This is a genomic window from Pseudomonas sp. dw_358, from assembly GCF_018449655.1.
Lineage (GTDB): Bacteria > Pseudomonadota > Gammaproteobacteria > Pseudomonadales > Pseudomonadaceae > Aquipseudomonas.
Map to the genome: position 1 here is coordinate 243,309 of NZ_JAAVUX010000002.1, position 17,157 is coordinate 260,465.

General features: G+C 57.7%; 20 protein-coding genes and 4 tRNA genes. 14 read left to right on the forward strand and 10 right to left on the reverse strand.

Translation table 11 applies throughout. The annotated features are described in order from the left end of the window. Positions 1 to 327 precede the first annotated feature (327 nt). The 10 genes from HB675_RS04660 (at position 328) to HB675_RS04705 (ending at position 6,880) form a co-directional block, all read left to right on the forward strand. A complete protein-coding gene (locus HB675_RS04660) occupies positions 328 to 642 on the forward strand; it encodes a type II toxin-antitoxin system RelB/DinJ family antitoxin (RefSeq protein ID WP_213876147.1) in 315 nt (104 codons plus the stop codon). Continuing rightward, positions 584 to 910, forward strand: a complete 327-nt coding sequence (locus HB675_RS04665; protein ID WP_213876149.1) for a type II toxin-antitoxin system YafQ family toxin — start codon at positions 584 to 586, stop codon at positions 908 to 910. The genes HB675_RS04660 and HB675_RS04665 overlap by 59 nt, the downstream gene beginning before the upstream one ends. Before the next feature lie 370 nt (positions 911 to 1,280). Further along, complete coding sequence (locus HB675_RS04670; RefSeq protein ID WP_213876151.1) at positions 1,281 to 1,499, forward strand: hypothetical protein; 219 nt, start codon at positions 1,281 to 1,283, stop codon at positions 1,497 to 1,499. A 300-nt stretch (positions 1,500 to 1,799) separates the two neighbouring features. Beyond that, complete coding sequence (locus HB675_RS04675; protein ID WP_213876153.1) at positions 1,800 to 1,976, forward strand: hypothetical protein; 177 nt, start codon at positions 1,800 to 1,802, stop codon at positions 1,974 to 1,976. Next, entirely contained in the window at positions 1,973 to 2,389 is a 417-nt protein-coding gene (locus tag HB675_RS04680; RefSeq protein ID WP_213876155.1) for a DUF5681 domain-containing protein, read from the forward strand. Before HB675_RS04675 ends, HB675_RS04680 begins: the two co-directional genes overlap by 4 nt. After that, positions 2,386 to 2,823: a hypothetical protein gene (locus HB675_RS04685; RefSeq protein ID WP_213876157.1), complete on the forward strand. Its 438-nt coding sequence runs from the start codon at positions 2,386 to 2,388 to the stop codon at positions 2,821 to 2,823. Before HB675_RS04680 ends, HB675_RS04685 begins: the two co-directional genes overlap by 4 nt. After that, positions 2,820 to 3,035 (forward strand): hypothetical protein, encoded by a 216-nt coding sequence (locus HB675_RS04690; RefSeq protein WP_213876158.1) that lies wholly within the window; start codon positions 2,820 to 2,822, stop codon positions 3,033 to 3,035. The genes HB675_RS04685 and HB675_RS04690 overlap by 4 nt, the downstream gene beginning before the upstream one ends. Beyond that, positions 3,028 to 3,828, forward strand: coding sequence for a hypothetical protein (locus tag HB675_RS04695; RefSeq protein WP_213876160.1), 801 nt, complete (start codon positions 3,028 to 3,030; stop codon positions 3,826 to 3,828). The genes HB675_RS04690 and HB675_RS04695 overlap by 8 nt, the downstream gene beginning before the upstream one ends. Positions 3,829 to 3,834: 6 nt before the next feature. After that, entirely contained in the window at positions 3,835 to 6,093 is a 2,259-nt protein-coding gene (locus tag HB675_RS04700) for a hypothetical protein (protein ID WP_213876162.1), read from the forward strand. 169 nt (positions 6,094 to 6,262) lie between these two features. Then, positions 6,263 to 6,880 (forward strand): recombinase family protein, encoded by a 618-nt coding sequence (locus tag HB675_RS04705; protein WP_213876164.1) that lies wholly within the window; start codon positions 6,263 to 6,265, stop codon positions 6,878 to 6,880. Here the strand turns inward: HB675_RS04705 and HB675_RS04710 are convergent. Together HB675_RS04710 and HB675_RS04715 are read right to left on the reverse strand one after the other, a co-directional pair. After that, positions 6,877 to 7,812 carry a hypothetical protein gene (locus tag HB675_RS04710; RefSeq protein ID WP_213876165.1) on the reverse strand — a complete coding sequence of 312 codons (936 nt, stop codon included), beginning with the start codon at positions 7,810 to 7,812 and terminating at the stop codon, positions 6,877 to 6,879. The two genes, HB675_RS04705 and HB675_RS04710, sit on opposite strands and share 4 nt — an antisense overlap. Positions 7,813 to 7,949: 137 nt before the next feature. Next, positions 7,950 to 8,026 (reverse strand) — tRNA-Arg (locus HB675_RS04715). Positions 8,027 to 8,381: 355 nt separating this feature from the next. On the opposite strand from HB675_RS04715, the gene HB675_RS04720 reads away from it, so the two are divergent. Both HB675_RS04720 and HB675_RS04725 read left to right on the forward strand, forming a co-directional pair. Further along, complete coding sequence (locus HB675_RS04720) at positions 8,382 to 8,618, forward strand: hypothetical protein (RefSeq protein WP_213876166.1); 237 nt, start codon at positions 8,382 to 8,384, stop codon at positions 8,616 to 8,618. A gap of 10 nt (positions 8,619 to 8,628) precedes the next feature. Next, positions 8,629 to 8,814: a PA3371 family protein gene (locus tag HB675_RS04725; protein ID WP_213876167.1), complete on the forward strand. Its 186-nt coding sequence runs from the start codon at positions 8,629 to 8,631 to the stop codon at positions 8,812 to 8,814. On the opposite strand, the gene phnN is transcribed toward HB675_RS04725, so the two are convergent. Continuing rightward, positions 8,811 to 9,377 carry a phosphonate metabolism protein/1,5-bisphosphokinase (PRPP-forming) PhnN gene (phnN, locus tag HB675_RS04730; protein WP_213876168.1) on the reverse strand — a complete coding sequence of 189 codons (567 nt, stop codon included), beginning with the start codon at positions 9,375 to 9,377 and terminating at the stop codon, positions 8,811 to 8,813. The two genes, HB675_RS04725 and phnN, sit on opposite strands and share 4 nt — an antisense overlap. Before the next feature lie 383 nt (positions 9,378 to 9,760). Between phnN and HB675_RS04735 the strand changes: the two genes are divergently transcribed. Next, a complete protein-coding gene (locus HB675_RS04735) occupies positions 9,761 to 10,087 on the forward strand; it encodes an Arc family DNA-binding protein (protein WP_213876169.1) in 327 nt (108 codons plus the stop codon). 113 nt (positions 10,088 to 10,200) lie between these two features. Here HB675_RS04735 and mgtE read toward each other — a convergent pair whose 3' ends face one another. Then, a complete protein-coding gene (gene mgtE / locus HB675_RS04740) occupies positions 10,201 to 11,643 on the reverse strand; it encodes a magnesium transporter (RefSeq protein WP_213876170.1) in 1,443 nt (480 codons plus the stop codon). A gap of 315 nt (positions 11,644 to 11,958) precedes the next feature. Between mgtE and HB675_RS04745 the strand changes: the two genes are divergently transcribed. Further along, the gene (locus HB675_RS04745; RefSeq protein ID WP_213876171.1) at positions 11,959 to 12,315 is read left to right on the forward strand and encodes a hypothetical protein; all 357 of its coding nucleotides are present in this window, start codon (positions 11,959 to 11,961) and stop codon (positions 12,313 to 12,315) included. A gap of 50 nt (positions 12,316 to 12,365) precedes the next feature. On the opposite strand, the gene HB675_RS04750 is transcribed toward HB675_RS04745, so the two are convergent. The 6 genes from HB675_RS04750 to alaS form a co-directional block, all read right to left on the reverse strand. Beyond that, positions 12,366 to 12,442: transfer RNA gene (locus HB675_RS04750), tRNA-Arg, on the reverse strand. 74 nt (positions 12,443 to 12,516) lie between these two features. Further along, a tRNA-Arg gene (locus tag HB675_RS04755) sits at positions 12,517 to 12,593 on the reverse strand. 106 nt (positions 12,594 to 12,699) lie between these two features. Beyond that, positions 12,700 to 12,790: transfer RNA gene (locus tag HB675_RS04760), tRNA-Ser, on the reverse strand. Positions 12,791 to 12,852: 62 nt separating this feature from the next. Continuing rightward, a complete protein-coding gene (gene csrA, locus HB675_RS04765; protein ID WP_213876172.1) occupies positions 12,853 to 13,041 on the reverse strand; it encodes a carbon storage regulator CsrA in 189 nt (62 codons plus the stop codon). A gap of 110 nt (positions 13,042 to 13,151) precedes the next feature. After that, a complete protein-coding gene (locus tag HB675_RS04770; protein ID WP_213876174.1) occupies positions 13,152 to 14,384 on the reverse strand; it encodes an aspartate kinase in 1,233 nt (410 codons plus the stop codon). Positions 14,385 to 14,471: 87 nt separating this feature from the next. Beyond that, complete coding sequence (gene alaS / locus HB675_RS04775; RefSeq protein WP_213876176.1) at positions 14,472 to 17,096, reverse strand: alanine--tRNA ligase; 2,625 nt, start codon at positions 17,094 to 17,096, stop codon at positions 14,472 to 14,474. Between the last annotated feature and the right edge of the window lie 61 nt (positions 17,097 to 17,157).

A 17,157-nucleotide genomic window follows, 5' to 3' on the forward strand; every position in this document is an offset into this window, starting at 1 on the left:
ACTTCTATCCCTGTCTCCCTGGAGACCTTCTCTGCGTATGCGTCGATTCGTGCTATCAGTTCGGGCGGTAGCCGCATCGTTACTGTTGGTGTGTTTGCCATGAGAGCCTCATTCCGTATTGATGGGCCCAATGTAAGACATTGTCTTACACATAGCAATAGGGCGATGCAAAATAATTTGACCTCCCGCGTTTCCCTGCTGATTTGGGATGAATGGCAGTGATCCGGGATGATCAAAAATGATGAACGGACCTTGAATAAGTGTACCAAGTACGTCAATATGGCGTGGCGACAATGTAGCTACAAAATTTGTTTGGAGAGTGATACCATGGCAGCAGTACTTAAAACGACCGACGTGCGGTGCCGCATTGAGGAAGATTTGAAGGAGCGCGCTTCAGCAGTGCTTAATGCTTGCGGCTTGAGTGTTAGCGATGCGATGCGTCTCTTTCTACGCCAGGTTGTAGAGGTTCAGGGCTTGCCCTTTCAGGTCAGGGTGCCTTCGGCTAAAACGGCCCGTGCTCTTGCTCAATCTCGTGAAATTCGCGCTCGGTTCGATTCGATAGACGAATTGTTCGAGAGTCTAGATGGCGAAGACCAGCACCCAAAAAAAGCCGCCCAATCTAAAGCGCGCACCCCTGCCTAAACGGACAGATCACACGCCTGAATTCAAAAAGTCTTGGGCGAGGTACAACCAGGCTGGCCGGCATGATATGACCGAAATGCGCAAGGTCATGGCCATACTTTGGATGGGCGATCCATTGCCACCTGAGTACAAGGACCATGAGCTCCAAGGTGACTGGATAGGTCATAGGGAATGTCATGTAGGTGGCGATTTCCTGCTGATATACCAGGTCACAGACAGAGATGTGATCTTTGTGGACCTGGGAACGCACGCTGAGCTATTCCGATGAACAAGGCCCGCCTACTGGCGGGTTTTTTGTGCTCCAGCGTTACGACTAGGTCGTAAAACCCAACCCTAACCGGCTGGGGTTTCTTCGGGCTTGGGAGGCCACGCGGGCTAAGGCAGATACCGGCAGATCTTCCGGCATCCCCCATACCAGAGTGGGGCGTCATTCAGGAAGTGAAGTGTTCACCCCCATTGGGGGAGCAGCCCCCAGTTCCGGGGGGAGTGGATTGGCTGAATTTTTAGCCGACCTGAGATGCGCTCAGATGTGAGCACATCTGCTCGCTTCGCGATTTGAAATCCAGAAGGTCACCAATGCCCTCAAAACCGAGGGGATCGCCCTGCTACGATCTGTGCTCAACTTTTGGAGATCCACGATGAGCCATACCCTGATAGCCAACTTGCTGAACCGACTGAACGAAAACCAGCTTGCCCTGGGCGCGGCCGTGGAGGAATTGACGGTCTGGGTCGAGCAGCGCGGATCTGCTGAGGTGGCCGGCAACGTCCGTGGCGCCCTGGAGACGCTGGACGAGAACTTTGCGGCCATCAGGCAGGGTATCGCCGAGCTGACAACGTCCGGGGCATTAGGAGCCTGACAGCAGGAAGGATCAGGCTGGGCTCAAAGGCAGCTTTCCGCGCCACGAAAACGACACCTGCCATTTCGTGGCGCGCCTGCTTAGGGAAAGCGCCTCAAGGCCTACCTCGGCAAGGCGTACCAATATGGGTAGCAATGACTTATTGATACGAAATAACCAGTTTATCCCTCCCTACTCCCGTCTGGTTCAGTCCCGTTTCGTGTATCACCTAAGGTGCACCTATAAACTACTGGATATAAGTACAAATCCCGCCTAATTTGCCATCTGTGAGCTTCTTCAACCTCCCTCCGAGGATCACTTATGAGCACCCCCACCAAACCCCGCGGCCCCCAGGCTAAACCGACTCGCGCCGAACTCACCGCGGCGTGGAATCAACTTCGTGTTGCCGCCGGTCAAGGCGACATTCAAGCGTCCGCGTTGCTGATCGCCCTGGCTGAGAACAAGCCTGTCATTGCCATGGGCGCCCTCACTGCATGACTGAGCGAGTCAAAACCGGCCAATGGGCCAAGGGCCACTCTGGTAACCCGGGCGGGCGCTCGGGCCAGACCCAGGCTATCCGCGCAAAACTCGCCAAGGGAGCTGACGCTGTGGCCAAGAAAGTTCTCGAAGCTGCAAAGGGCGGCGATATGCAGGCCTGCCGACTGGTGATGGAGCGGCTGATTCCCGCGCTCAAGCCAACCTCAGACCCAGTGCGGTTTGAGCTGGATGAATCAGACCTCCCCAATGCCGCCAGATCGATCCTCAGGGCCGTGGCCGCCGGCGAGCTGCCCCCTGACCAGGGCAAGGCACTCATCGATGCTCTAGCAGCCGTTTCGCGCGTTATCGAAGTGGAGGAGCTGCAGAAGGCCCTTGATCAACTGCGCGACCAGATAGAGGAATTGAAGCGATGAGCCTCAGATGCATGCGGGCCGAGTTGAAGCGAATCGCTGAACGAATCGGCGCGGACGATGAAGACGTGGTTTTGATCTTGCTGGCAGTGGTCAATGGCCGCAAAGAAGACTTGTCCGCGCAGATGGGCTATCCGGCCACGGCTGGTCACTCGCTCTCCTACCCAGTCCAGGGAATGCCGGAAGCGTTTTACTTCCCACTGCACCTGATGAGCAGCGATGAGGCTGCCAGGCTGGCAGAGGCATTCATTCTTCACGTTCGGAAAGTTGAAAGGCTGCGCCGGCCAATGCCGATTGGGGTCATGGATATGGCGCCGCTCCCGTATGCCAGGGCCACGCTCTTTCCGCCACTCCAAGACGGGGCCGACATTGAGGCTCACGTTGCCGAGCAATACCAAGAAATCATCCATTCGCGGGCTTCGGAGCTGCCGGTATGACGCTCAAAGCAAACGTCCGCGCGCTGCAAAAACACCTGGCCACGACGAGCACAGATGACGACGTACGGGCCATCAGCGAGCTCATGGACGAGCTGGGCGCCGCTGCCGGTTCAAGGCATTCAGGCTCAACCCCAGCACAAATAAACCCATCCACCATTGCCGAGCTATTTGAAAGCTTGGTAGCAGATACGGAGTCACCTCAGCATGACTGAAAAAGGAATCCTCGATCAGAGTCGAGAAAGCGAACACGGCGTGGTGCACATGATTGCCGGCCGCCCGGTTCACTTGCCCAAATTGGACGCACTGGACCTTGCATCTGAGCCGGTCGTTCGGTTTGGTGCTGCACTCGACATCATCAACGAAACGCATGAAGCCATAACCAAAATCAAGAGCGACAAGGTGCTCTCCGATTTCGGGAAGGATCAGAAGCTCGAGCCCCTCCGGGAGGCGTTGATCGGCCGGGTGGCGAGCCAGATCGAAGAAATTGACAAGTTCGCGGAGGCGGTGGACAGGCGAGAAGCAGCTTTGCTCGCCGTTCCGAAAATCGAGCCTCAGAACGCAGCCGAGGCGCTGGTTGATCGTGAGCTACGCGACTGGTGGAAAGAGCAGTCTTCCGGCGTGCGAATGGACCTATTGCAGAAAATGAACGAAGAGCCAGGCCATGAGCGCCTGGAAATTGCCCTGCTGAGATCCCCGTATGCCCAGGTTGACCGGGAGGTCGCCCTGGCCCGTGAGGCCTGGAACAACGCAAAGCGCCTTGAGAACCCTGCTGAAGCGCAGGCCATCGCAATGTGGCGAAACCAGAACGAGTGGGCGACCCGGGCATTTGCACACTTTCCACCTATCACTACGATTTTAAGTGAGCTGCCGCGCGACCGAGTTCTGGGCGTGCTGCTCAGTCATGGCAAATCCAATAAAACAATCCAGGCTTTTGGCTTCGACTCGCACACTATCGAGCGATCCAAGCTTCTGGCCAAGCAGCGCGCGAGCTCTGTAGGGAGGTAGAAAGCCATGGCGTTTGACGCATATTCAGTCGCAGTCCGGATCACTCTCGCGAATCAGGTCAGCGGCGGCCTGAAGATCGTCCGCGACGAACTGCAATCCACCGGTTTCGAAGTGGGTCGCCTCAATACCAAGCTTGAGTTTCTCGCCAAGAATGCACGAAATGCTTGGTCTGCGCTGCGCAGCGGTCGCGATATTGCGAGCGTGTTTCGCGGGCCGGCGAATGATGCCGCGAAGTATCAGCGCGAGCTCGACAAGCTACACCAGACGCTGGCCAAGCCATTTGCTCCAGTCATGATGCCAGCCTTTCATCTCGGGGCAATGCCAAGGGCGGCGGGCGGCGGTATGCCTCCAGCACTTCCGCCGACCATCCCTACGCCCGCGCCCGCTCACGGCAATGCCGGCGGCGGATTCGGCGCCGGGTACCATATTGCCGCCGCAGGGTTTATGTCCGGCGGGATGATGGCCATGGGCGGCCTCGCAATTGCCGGGGCTATGAAAGCACCAGTAGAAAATGCCATGGAGTACCAGCGTGAGCTGGCCAAGCTCCAGCAGTACGGCCTCGGCACTGCCCAGATCGCAGACGCACAGAAATTCGTCCAGGCAAACGCGATCATCGGCACGTCCATTCAGGATCGAATGAGGCTATTTGCGGACGCGCAGGGTTCGTTTCGTGAATCTGGCTTGGGCGGCCAGCAGGCCCTTGAGGCGGCAAGAATGATGTCCCCGGTGCTGGCTAACTACCAGGTTGCGAACAGCCTTCTTTCGGGCGGCCACCAGGAAATGGCCCATGCCCAGTTCATGAACTTGAATAAAACAGTAGAGCTAATGGGCGGGCTCACCGATCCGGCCAAGGCAGCAGCGATTGCAGACGGCGTATTCAAAGCCTCCCAATCCAGCGGGAAAATGGTTTCAGAGCGAGATCTAAAGCAGTTCATGGCCTACGGCGGTGTTGCAGTATCGTCGCTGACTCCAAAGACAGTTTTCGCGGGTCTTGAGCCAATCATTGGGGCGCTCGGCGGGTCTGCTGTCGCAACCGGGCTCATGACAGCTTACAGCCGCACTCACGGCATGATGGCGATGACGCCGAGCCTCATGACTAACGAGGCGCTGCGGCTAGGCATATGGGAAGCCGACAAGGTGACGCGCACGAAAGGCGGGGGAGCGCGGTTCGAGCACGGTAGTCCCATGAATCTCGAACTCGCGAATCTCATGAACACCAACACGAACGCCTTTTCTATGAAGCTGATGGACATTTATCGAAGCAAGGGCATTACTTCGGTGGACGACATTGGGCGTGAAAACGCCATCTTGTTTGGGCGAACTGGCGGAAAGATTTACAGCCAAATCATGTCGCAGATGCCGGTGCTTCTTAATTCGGAATTGGCGTATGACAAGGCCCTCGGGATAAGCCAGACCATTGAAGCAACTAAGGGCTCGCCGATGATGAAAATGCTTGAATACCACAAGGCCCTGGAAGACCTTGGCCTAGCAGTCGGTAACGCGGTGATGCCGGTGCTGATGCCGATGATCGCTGGGCTTACTCACCTTGCACAGGCGATGAGCAAGCACCCTACGCTGGTGGCGGGACTTACCTACGCATTCATGGGGCTTGGAGCATATCTGGTGACCGGGGGGCTGATCACAGCAATCGTAGCGGCTGGTCGCGGATTTATGATCCTCGGGCCCGCACTGAAAGGCGCTTTTAGTATTGCCCTGCCTGCTTTGCGATTGCTTGGCACTGGGATAATGGTCGTCGGGAGAGCTCTCCTGATGAACCCGATTGGGCTGGCTATCACTGCCATTGCCGGGGCCGCATACCTGCTTTGGAACAACTGGGCGGAGATCAAAACGAACCTGTTTGAGGTATGGGGAGGCATCAAAACAGGGATTGTTCAGCTCTTCCATGGCGACATTGGCGGCGCCTTCTTGACCTTCAAGCACGTGTTCTTACTGGGGTGGCAGACGCTTTTCAACACGTTGATCGCAGGCGTGAACAAGGTACTCCCGGCGTCAATGGCAATCTCGAAAATGACGTTTGCAGATACGCCGGTGCGTCAGGCGATGGCCGCGCCCGTCCCGGGCAAATCTTCAATGTTGGTCCAACTCACGAGCATTACCCACCTCGACGGAAGAAAACTATCTGAGACAGTCAGCTATCACCAGGCCCGCGAACTGGCCAGACCTCAAACCACACCGCAAGGCTTCGACCTTCTACGCAGCCCGGTAATGCCAGGCACCTCGAGCACCGCATACCCAAGAGGATAATTCTGGCGCCAACCATGACGGGCCTTACGGCCCGTTTTTCGTCCTGTCGTTTGGGTATGCCTTGGCTGATACGGGCAAAAACAGCCTTTTACGATCTTTTCGCTTGATAGGTGACACCCAAAGTGCAACAGTATTAGTAGGACACCTTTACTGATACGGGAAGCACATCATGTTTATCCGCGCATACCTCCGAGCCTCCACCGACGAACAAGACGCCAGTCGTGCCCAGGCCTCCCTGGAGAAATTCGTGAGCGAGCACAACCGGGTGATCGCCAGTGTGTACCTGGAGAACGCCAGTGGGGCGAGCGCAGACCGGCCAGAGCTGCTGCGCCTGCTCAAGGATGCCCGCAAGGGTGACGTGCTGCTGGTGGAATCCATCGACCGGCTCTCCCGGCTCCCGGTAGAGGATTGGCAGACCCTCAAGGGTGTGATCGACTCGAAGGGCCTGCGCATCGTCGCGCTGGATCTGCCGACCAGCCACCAGGGTATGCGCGACACCAAGGGTGACGAGTTCACCGACCGGATGCTCGGTGCGATCAACTCAATGCTGGTGGAAATGATGGCCGCCATTGCCCGCAAAGATTACGAGCAGCGTCGGGAGCGCCAGGCGCAGGGTATCGAGAAGGCCAAGGCGGCCGGCAAGTACCAGGGCCGCCCTGTTGACGCCAATCTGCACAAGCGTGTGCGGGAACTGCTGGGCGCCGGCTTGGGCATACGCGCCACGGCGCGGCACGCTGACTGCTCGACAACTACGGTCCTGAGAATCAAATCTAGCGACTGTGCCTAGAGAATGGCCGCTTCAGCGCTAGCAAGAAACACCAAGCAAGCTCCAGTCATATGCAGCATATAGGCAACAAGGTAATCAGGGACAGTAGTTGCTACCTCTCCCTGACCATGCCCAGCTAGCTTGTTCCTACCGGTGGGCACAGACGCCTCTAACAAGCTTTTGAGAGAGTTGAATTGCGTTTGCCAAAAAACAGGAATGAGTTCTTTTTCGAGGCAGATCTTGATCAAGCTGCTAGCGGTTTCGTTACCGGCTAGCACCCAGCCGCGCTTTGCGCAGATGATTTTCATCATGCTTTCAAACGCCTTGAGGCACTCGTTCAACGACTCCTTACCATGACCGTGTCTATAATGCTCATGGGCCTTGAGGAATTCGTCTTGAGCGCCCGCATATGCCTTGTCGGCTAGCAACTGCAGCGCAGGCTTGACGACTTCAGAGTGGAGAAACTGAGAATCAACGCGGATGATTTCTTGGCTTTCATACTGGAAACCCACGCCATGCTCTTTGAAACGGGTATTCAGCTCCAGAATCGCCTCGTCTGCTTTGTCGCTAGGGTTAGAAACATTCATGTAGTCGAACCTGCGGGTCGATGAGTCAATGACCTTGAAAGTCAACTCAATCACATCAAGCGCTTGCTCCACATCCTTTACCTGAAGAAAAAAATTCACTACTTCGCCTACAGAATCCTTCCTGGATGACTGTCGAGCGCCGCCTGATAGGCTAAATACCCCGTATTCCCGGCATAGAATTTTACAGATCATAGGCCAAGCCTCGGCGGCCCCACCGCCCCATTGCTGCGGCGTACCAAGAGTTTCCATCCAGATGTGGACAATCTGATTACGCAGCTTGTCAGGGATTTCTTCGTATTGGTAAACGTCAGGGACCTCGCCTCGAGCACGGCGCTGACGTTTAGAAAATAAATCAAATAGTCCCATAACCTGCCTTCCTTAGCTGAATGATTCTGAGGCTAGATCGGATCACCTAGCAAACGCCTCGGATCTGCGCGCGCACCCACAGGGCACCCACGGACAGAGAATACAATTACGTGATACTGCGGAGATCCAGCAAAATATGGTGTCCCAGGCGGGGTTCGAACCTGCAACCTTCCCCTTAGGAGGGGGATGCTCTATCCAATTGAGCTACTGAGACACGGCGACACGAGCCTGGGCCGCGATGGCCCCTGGCTCGGACGGCGAGCATGGTAACCACGACGTCAGCGTTTGTCATGCCCTGAGTTGATACCGGGAAAGCGCTGGCCGGAAACCGGGCGGCCGCAGGCGGTGCCCCCTCGCGAAAAGACCATGCTCAGGCGCGCCTTGCGCCATCATGCAAATTGCAATGCCGCTGTGTGTCAAGCATTGCAAGTTGCACGCCACAGGGGTGCAAAATACATACTAACCAATTGATTTAAAAGGAAAAAACAAAATAGCACGAATTGGCATGAGGCCTGCTCCATTAATCTCCAAGATGATGGCTCGCCGGCCACGACCTATGGAGATTGCACATGAACAGCGCCCTCTACCTGCTCAACGCGTTAGCGCTCGTGGCCCTTGTATCTTTCCATTACAACTCTGACTCCAAAGACCCCGCAGAAATTCACCTGCAGACTTCACAATTTGTTCATCATCCCGTGGCTCAGTTGGCAGTGATGCATGCGCAGGCCGGTGAAGGGCACTTTACCCAGGCGCAAGAGGGGGCTGACTTCAACGTGGGCCCGCGTACTGAACGTTTCACTTTCTAAGGGCCGAGCCATGTCGAAATCTGCTGTTGTCTTCCTGCTGGCATCACTGGCCAGCTTTGTCGGTGCCTTGTTGCTACCCCTGCGCGCGGCGTCGGCAAGTATGGCGTTGGGCGTAGCCTGTGGCGTCTTTGCGGTGATGTTTTTAGCGGCATTGTTTGTGGGGCGGCGCATCAAGTTCGATCCCCTGCTGCGCTAGATCACCACGCCATAGTGCTGGAGTATCTGCAACAAACTTTGCACCGCCGATTGCAGGTCGGCAGAGTTGTCCACCCGCTCGACCTTTACGCCCGCCACCGTGTACTGCATGGGTATCGCCATGCTACGCGCCAGGCGCTTCTCTATATCTTCCAATGTTTCGCGGCCACGGCGCATCAAGCGCTCGCGAAGTATCGCGGAGTCGACGGTCACCAGAATAGGCAACACGTGCGGATAGCGCTCGAGCGCCTCTTCCAGATAAGCGCGGGAGCCATTGACGAGCACCGACCTGCCAGCACCCAGCGGCTGATTTATGTCAACCGAGATACCATAATCCAGCCCATTGGCGCGCCAGTCGAGCGCGAACTCTCCAGCCTTCAGCCGCTGCTGAAAATCGGCATGCGACACCCCCAGAGCCTGCTCGCCCACCGACTCGGCAGACCGGGTAATGACCCGCCGTGCCACCTGCACCCCGGCATTGGCCAGTGCCGGACGCGCGGCATCGATCAGGCTGTCTTTGCCCGCCCCGGAAGGACCCATGATATAGACCAGCAAACCCGGCATTTTCAAGCTCTCGCCACGTGGAATGCATAGGGTACTAGCAATAGGCCCAATTGCCTCTATGCTCTGTGAAGAGTATGGCGCCAAGGACTGCAAGATACGCCATACTGACGGCCGCGCCAGGGCCGGCACACGACGACAGGAGGTTGGCAATGCTCATCACGAAGTTTTTTCACGAGTGGTTCACAATTCCGATGATTGGGCTGGCAAAATGCCTTCATCCCGTTCAATATTTGTCACAGATTTGACGCCAAGGATCTGGCAAAAATAAGGCATGATGGATGCCTCTTTCAACGATTCAGGAACATTTGTCCAAACGGCCTGTCCTAGACAAGTCGTGCGGCCAAACCTCGAAAACCGCTTCCCTGAACTAACCGGTCAAAATTATGCGCCCAATGAAACAGGCTATTTACTCCAGCCGTACGGCTGACAAATTCGTCGTACGTCTTCCTGACGGAATGCGCGAACGTATTGCAGAAGTAGCTCGTAATCATCACCGCAGCATGAATTCCGAGATCATCGCCCGCCTGGAGCAGAGCCTTATTCAGGAAGGCGCTCTCGGCGAAGAGCTGAGCATGCGCCTGGACAGCCCGGAGCTGTCATTGCATGAGCGAGAGTTATTGCAACGTTTCCGCCAGCTGTCTCATCGACAGCAAAATGCATTGGTGTCGTTGATTGCGCACGACGCCGAACTGGCCGCAGACGCGAATTGAAATAAGTAAGTCCAGTACCGGTAGTTTATCAGCCCCACAAAAAAGCCAGCGCAAGCTGGCTTTTTTGTGTCTGAAAAAAAGTATTCGCTTTGGTGGTCAGCGGCACCAGAAACTTACATCAAGAACAGGGTCGCCAAGCCCAGGAAGATGAAAAAGCCACCACTGTCGGTCACGGCAGTAATCATGACACTGGACCCCATGGCAGGGTCCCGACCAAAGCGCACCAGGGTCATGGGTATCATCACCCCCATCAGCGCTGCCAGCAGCAGGTTGAGTGTCATGGCAGCCGTCATCACCACGCCCAGCGACCAGCTGTCATAGAGCAGGTAGGCGACCACGCCGATGACCCCGCCCCACACCACACCGTTGATCAGCGAAACCGTCAGCTCCTTGCGCAGCAGTCGCCGAGTGTTGCCCGGGCTGACCTGATCCAGCGCCATGGCCCGTACGATCATGGTGATCGTCTGGTTACCGGAGTTGCCCCCGATGCCCGCCACAATGGGCATCAAGGCTGCCAACGCCACCAGCTTCTCGATGGAACCGTCAAATAACCCGATGACCCGGGACGAGATGAAGGCCGTGATCAGATTAATCGCCAGCCATGACCAGCGGTTGCGAAACGAGCGCCACACCGAGGCGAAGATATCTTCTTCGTCGCGCAGACCGGCCATGTTGAGTACTTCGGTTTCGCTCTCTTCACGGATCAGGTCGACCATCTCATCGATGGTCAGACGGCCGATCAGTTTGCCGTGCTTGTCGACCACCGGTGCCGACACCAGGTCATAGCGCTCGAACGCCTGAGCAGCATCGTAGCCGTCCTCATCAGGGTGGAAGCTCACAGGGTCGCTGGCCATCACTTCGCCTACCTGCTTGTCCGGGTCGTTCACCAACAAGCGCTTGATGGGCAAGACACCCCTCAAGACGCCGTCGTAATCGACCACGAACAACTTGTCGGTGTGACCCGGCAGTTCCTTGAGGCGGCGCAGGTAGCGCAACACCACTTCCAGGCTGACATCTTCGCGGATGGTAACCATCTCGAAGTCCATCAGCGCGCCGACCTGATCGTCTTCATAGCTGAGGGCAGACCGCACGCGTTCACGCTGCTGGGCGTCGAGGGTTTCCATCAATTCGTGAACGACATCACGGGGCAACTCGGGCGCAAGGTCGGCCAGCTCGTCGGCGTCCATTTCCTTGGCCGCCGCGAGCAGCTCATGATCTTCCATGTCGGCGATCAGTGTTTCACGAACCGAATCGGATACTTCCAGGAGGATGTCGCCGTCACGCTCGACATTGACCAGCTGCCAGACCGTGAGTCGATCCTGCAGGGGCAATGCCTCGAGGATGTGTGCCACGTCCGCGGAGTGCAGCTCATCGAGCTTGCGCTGCAGCAGCGAGAGATTTTCCTGGGATACCGGACCTGTAGCACGGGTCTGGTCTTGCTCGCTCTGACGCTGAACGGGGTCATCGAACACGCGCTGGCGCTGAAGCAGGTCGACAACCTGGGCCAGACGATCCTGAAGGCTTTGCTGCGTTTTGTTCGGTTCTACTTCAGACATGTGCGCGCTCCACTCCCAGCCATGGAGCGCGCCGGGGGTTCAATCAGTGAATTCTTGATTGGTGACAAAAACCGTTAAGTAACGACTGGGTAAGTCCATTGAAAATAGTCCAGAGCCCCGGCGAGGCTGACGGGCGCAATCATACACTGCCGGAAATAATTTGCCGTGTTAAATCCGCTGCTAACAATGGCTTGCAACACAAATCTCCACTCATTCTGCCCCCGCTCCCCACCTCACATTTGGCAAGAAAATCAGACTGGCTGTCAGCGGAATTCGTCCACAAGATGGGGCCCGCACTGTCACGGAGGATGCTGCATGCCGACCTGCCCCTTTCCCAGCCACCTGGCCAGGGTAACCGCGACGTTCCTGCTCTGCCTTCCTGCCCATGCCGCGCTGGTGAATCGTTGCGAAGCCCCTGACGGTGCCATCACCTACACCGATCAGAGTTGCAGCGAGGACGAGAGGTTCAGCCAGCAGCAGGCTTATCACCCGCCCCTGGGCAGCAGTAACCATTTGTTGCCTGGGCGGGAGCCAGCCCCGGAGCGACAAAGGTCGGCCGGCGTGCCAGTGGTCGTGGTGAAAGATTCGGGCCAGAGTGCGCCGAAAAAAAACCCCGAACCGGCAGTGAAAAAAACGGCAAGCCAACCGAAGCGCTATAACGCCAACGAATAGCCAGAGTGCAGAAAGCAAAAAGCCCGCACTAGGCGGGCTTTTCACTTGTATGGTGCACTCGACAGGATTCGAACCTGTGACCGCTCGGTTCGTAGCCGAGTACTCTATCCAGCTGAGCTACGAGTGCAGGTGGCATTTGATAAACCAGACTACCACTGGTTGAAGCAGAAGCTGCAGTCACGAAAACCACATCTTCTTAAATGGTGCACTCGACAGGATTCGAACCTGTGACCGCTCGGTTCGTAGCCGAGTACTCTATCCAGCTGAGCTACGAGTGCATTTGTTGCCGCGCATTATAGGGCGCTGTATTCTTTTGTAAAGCACTTTTTCTAGTAATTTCAAACACTTACAGATAAAGCCAGATTACAACGTCCTGCTAAATAATGGCGGAGAACGGGGGATTCGAACCCCCGACACCCTTTTGAGGTGTACTCCCTTAGCAGGGGAGCGCCTTCGGCCACTCGGCCAGCTCTCCGCAACACGGGGCGTATATTAACCACCTTTTTCCGTCTTTGCAAACCTAAAAATCGATAAAAATTAAAGGCTTGGTTCTTCGTCCTTGTCGTTCTGTATCCGCAGGTAGATTTCCTCGCGGTGAACGGTCACATCCTTGGGTGCATTGACCCCCAGTCGCACCTGATTGCCCTTGATGCCGAGCACGGTCACGGTGATCTCTCCATCGCCTATGACCAGGCTTTCGGCGTTGCGGCGCGTCAGAATCAGCATACTTCTTCTCCTGCTGTTGAACGGGACCCTGTGGCAACGCGCGCAGCTCGTGATAGCGATCAACACCTACGCAAGCCTCGCACGCCCCCACAGGGCCTGTAGAGCGCGGCTTACTCGCCCTGACGGGGAGCATCCAGTTCGAAAGCCGTGTGCAGCGCGCGCACGGCCAGTTCGAGGTACTTCTCGCTGATCACCACCGACACCTTGATCTCCGAGGTGGAGATCATCTGGATATTGATCATCTCCTTGGCCAACGCTTCGAACATGCGGCTGGCGACGCCGGCGTGGGAGCGCATGCCCACACCCACGATGGAGACCTTGGCGATCTTGGTGTCACCGATGACTTCACGAGCGCCGATCTCGCTGGCGGTCTGTTGCAGCACCGCCATGGCCGACTGATAGTCATTGCGGTGAATGGTGAAGGTAAAATCGGTGGTGTTATCGTGCGAAACGTTCTGCACGATCATGTCCACTTCGATGTTGGACGCGCTGATCGGCCCAAGAATCTTGAACGCCACGCCGGGGGTGTCTGGCACGCCACGGATGGTCAGCTTGGCTTCATCGCGGTTGAAAGCGATGCCGGAAATGATCGGCTGTTCCATGGATTCCTCTTCATCAATGGTAATGAGGGTGCCCGGACCCTCCTGAAAGCTGTGCAGCACGCGCAGCGGGACATTGTATTTACCGGCGAACTCGACCGCGCGGATCTGCAGCACCTTGGACCCCAGGCTGGCCATTTCGAGCATTTCCTCGAAGGTGATCTTGTCCAGACGCTGGGCCTGGGCCACCACACGCGGGTCGGTGGTGTACACCCCATCCACGTCGGTGTAGATCTGGCACTCGTCGGCTTTCAAGGCTGCCGCCAGGGCAACGCCCGTGGTGTCCGAACCGCCGCGCCCGAGGGTGGTGATGTTGCCTTCCTCGTCGACACCCTGGAAACCAGCCACCACGACAACCCGCCCGGCCTTGAGGTCAGAGCGAATTTTCTGGTCGTCAATCTGCAGGATGCGCGCCTTGTTGTGCGCACTGTCGGTGAGGATGCGCACCTGGTTGCCGGTGTAGGACACCGCCGGCACGCCGCGCTTGATCAGGGCCATGGCCAACAGCGCGATGGTCACCTGTTCGCCTGTGGAAACGATCACATCCAGTTCGCGGGGAACCGGCTGATCACTGATCTGCTTGGCCAGCTCGATCAGGCGGTTGGTCTCGCCACTCATAGCCGACAATACAACCACCAGGTCGTCACCGGCTTCGCGGAATTTCTTGACCTTGTCAGCCACCTGCTCGATACGCTCGACGGAGCCGACGGAGGTTCCGCCGAATTTTTGTACGATCAAAGCCATTTCAAAGCAGCCTCAGCCCGAGAAGGGCACCCATTAAACGTTAAAACATCCTCGGACCCGGCGACTAGACCGCCGGGTCCGGCTGACTCACAGACCTTGTTCGACGAACGGCACAGTGAGCGCCAACGCTGCGTCCAGCGCGCCGGCATCGACGCCGCCACCCTGGGCCATGTCCGGCCGACCGCCGCCCTTGCCGCCCACCGCTGCCGCCGCCTTTTTCATCAGGTCGCCGGCCTTGAGGCGCGCCGTCAGTTCCTTGGTCACACCTGCGACCAGGACGACTTTGTCTTCATGCACGCCGCCGAGCAGGATGACGCCATTGCCCAGCTTGTTCTTCAACTGGTCGACCAGTGCCAGCAGGCCCTTGCCATCCACGCCGTCCAGGCGCGACGCGAGCACCTTGACGCCCTTGACCTCGACTGCCGCACCGCTGAGGTCGTCGCCCGCTGCACTGGCGGCCTTGGCCTGCAGTTGTTCGAGCTGCTTCTCCAGCAGACGGTTGCGTTCCAGCACGGCCGAAAGCTTGTCGATAAGGTTGTCACGGCTGCCCTTGACCAGCTGCGCCGCTTCCTTGAGCTGTTCTTCGCCAGCGTTCAAGTAAGCCAGGGCATTGGCACCTGTGACCGCCTCGATGCGGCGTACGCCGGAGGCCACGCCGCCCTCGCTGGTGATCTTGAGCAGACCGATGTCGCCGGTGCGCTTGGCATGGATGCCGCCGCACAGCTCGACGGAGAAATCACCGCCCATGGTCAGCACGCGCACCTGGTCGCCGTACTTCTCGCCGAACAGGGCCATGGCGCCTTTCTGGCGTGCTTCGTCGATGGCCATCTCTTCGGTCTGCACCGGGGTGTTCTTGCGAATCTCGTCGTTGACGATGTCTTCCAGTGCCTTGATCTGCTCGGGCTTGATCGACTCGAAATGACTGAAGTCGAAGCGCAGGCGCTGACTGTCCACCAGCGAGCCTTTCTGCTGAACGTGGTCGCCCAGCACCTGACGCAGCGCCGCATGCAGCAAGTGCGTAGCGGAGTGGTTCAGGGCGGTGGCTTTCTGCTTGCTGGCGTCGACATGAGCAGTCACGTCGTTGCCGACGTGCAGGTCGCTCAAAGCGGCGACGCCGTGATGCAGGAAAGCGCCGGCGGTCTTGGTGGTGTCGCGCACGTCAAAGCGCGAACCACCGGCCAGCAAGTAGCCACGGTCGCCGACCTGGCCACCGGATTCACCATAGAAAGGCGTCTGGTCGAGAATGACTACGCCCTCCTCGCCTTCCTTCAGCACCTGAACAGCGGCGCCTTCTTTATAAAGTGCGATCACCTTGGCGTTGCCATGGGTGTTTTCGTAACCGCTGAACACGGTGGGCTCATCGACCTTGATCAGGCTGTTGTAGTCCAGGCCGAAGGAGCTGGCCGAACGTGCGCGTTCGCGCTGGGCGTCCATCTCGCGTTCGAAGCCAACCTCGTCGAGGGTCAGGCCGCGCTCACGGGCGATGTCGCCGGTCAGATCCATGGGGAAGCCGTAAGTGTCGTAGAGCTTGAACACCACGTCGCCCGGCACGACCGTACCCTTGAGCTCAGCCAGATCCTGCTCGAGAATTTTCAGGCCTTGCTCCAGGGTCTTGGCAAACTGCTCTTCTTCGGCCTTGAGTACGCGCTCGATGTGCGTCTGCTGGCTCTTGAGCTCGGGGAAGGCTTCACCCATCTCGACCACCAGCGCGGCGACAATCTGGTAGAAGAAGCTGCCCTTGGCGCCCAGCTTGTTGCCGTGACGGCAGGCGCGGCGAATGATCCGGCGCAGCACGTAACCACGGCCCTCGTTGGAGGGCAGCACACCGTCGGCGATCAGGAAACCGGTAGAGCGGATGTGGTCGGCGACCACTTTGAGCGACGGCTGCTCTTCGTTTACACAACCGATAGCGGCGGCCGAAGCGCTCAGCAGACTTTGGAACAGGTCGATTTCATAGTTCGAGTGCACGTGCTGCAGCACGGCGCTGACCCGCTCCAGGCCCATGCCGGTGTCCACCGAAGGCGCAGGCAGCGGGTGCAACACGCCGTCGGCGGTGCGGTTGAACTGCATGAAAACATTGTTCCAGATCTCGATGTAACGGTCCCCGTCTTCTTCCGGCGAGCCGGGCGGGCCTCCCCAGATGTCAGCGCCGTGGTCGTAGAAGATCTCGGTGCAGGGGCCGCACGGGCCGGTATCGCCCATGGTCCAGAAGTTGTCAGAAGCGTACGGCGCGCCCTTGTTGTCACCGATGCGGACCATGCGCTCGGCCGGCACGCCGATTTCCTTGGTCCAGAGGTCGTAGGCTTCGTCGTCGGAGGCGTAAACCGTGACCCAGAGCTTTTCCTTGGGCAGGTTCAGCCATTTGTCCGAAGTCAGAAAGGTCCAGGCGTAGGTGATGGCGTCGCGCTTGAAGTAGTCGCCAAAACTGAAGTTGCCCAGCATTTCGAAAAAGGTGTGGTGGCGCGCGGTGTAGCCGACGTTTTCCAGGTCGTTGTGCTTGCCGCCGGCGCGGACGCATTTCTGGCTGCTGACTGCACGGGTATAGGCGCGCTTTTCCTGGCCGAGGAAGCAGTCCTTGAACTGGTTCATCCCGGCGTTGGTGAACAGCAGGGTCGGGTCGTTGCCCGGGATCAGAGAGCTGGAGGCGACACGGGTGTGGCCCTGCTCTTCGAAGAAGCGAAGGAACGCTTCACGGATTTCTGCGCTTTTCATTAGGTTCTTCCACGGAAACTGCGGCCGGACGCAAGTGCAAAAGCAACTCGCAAAGGGCCGC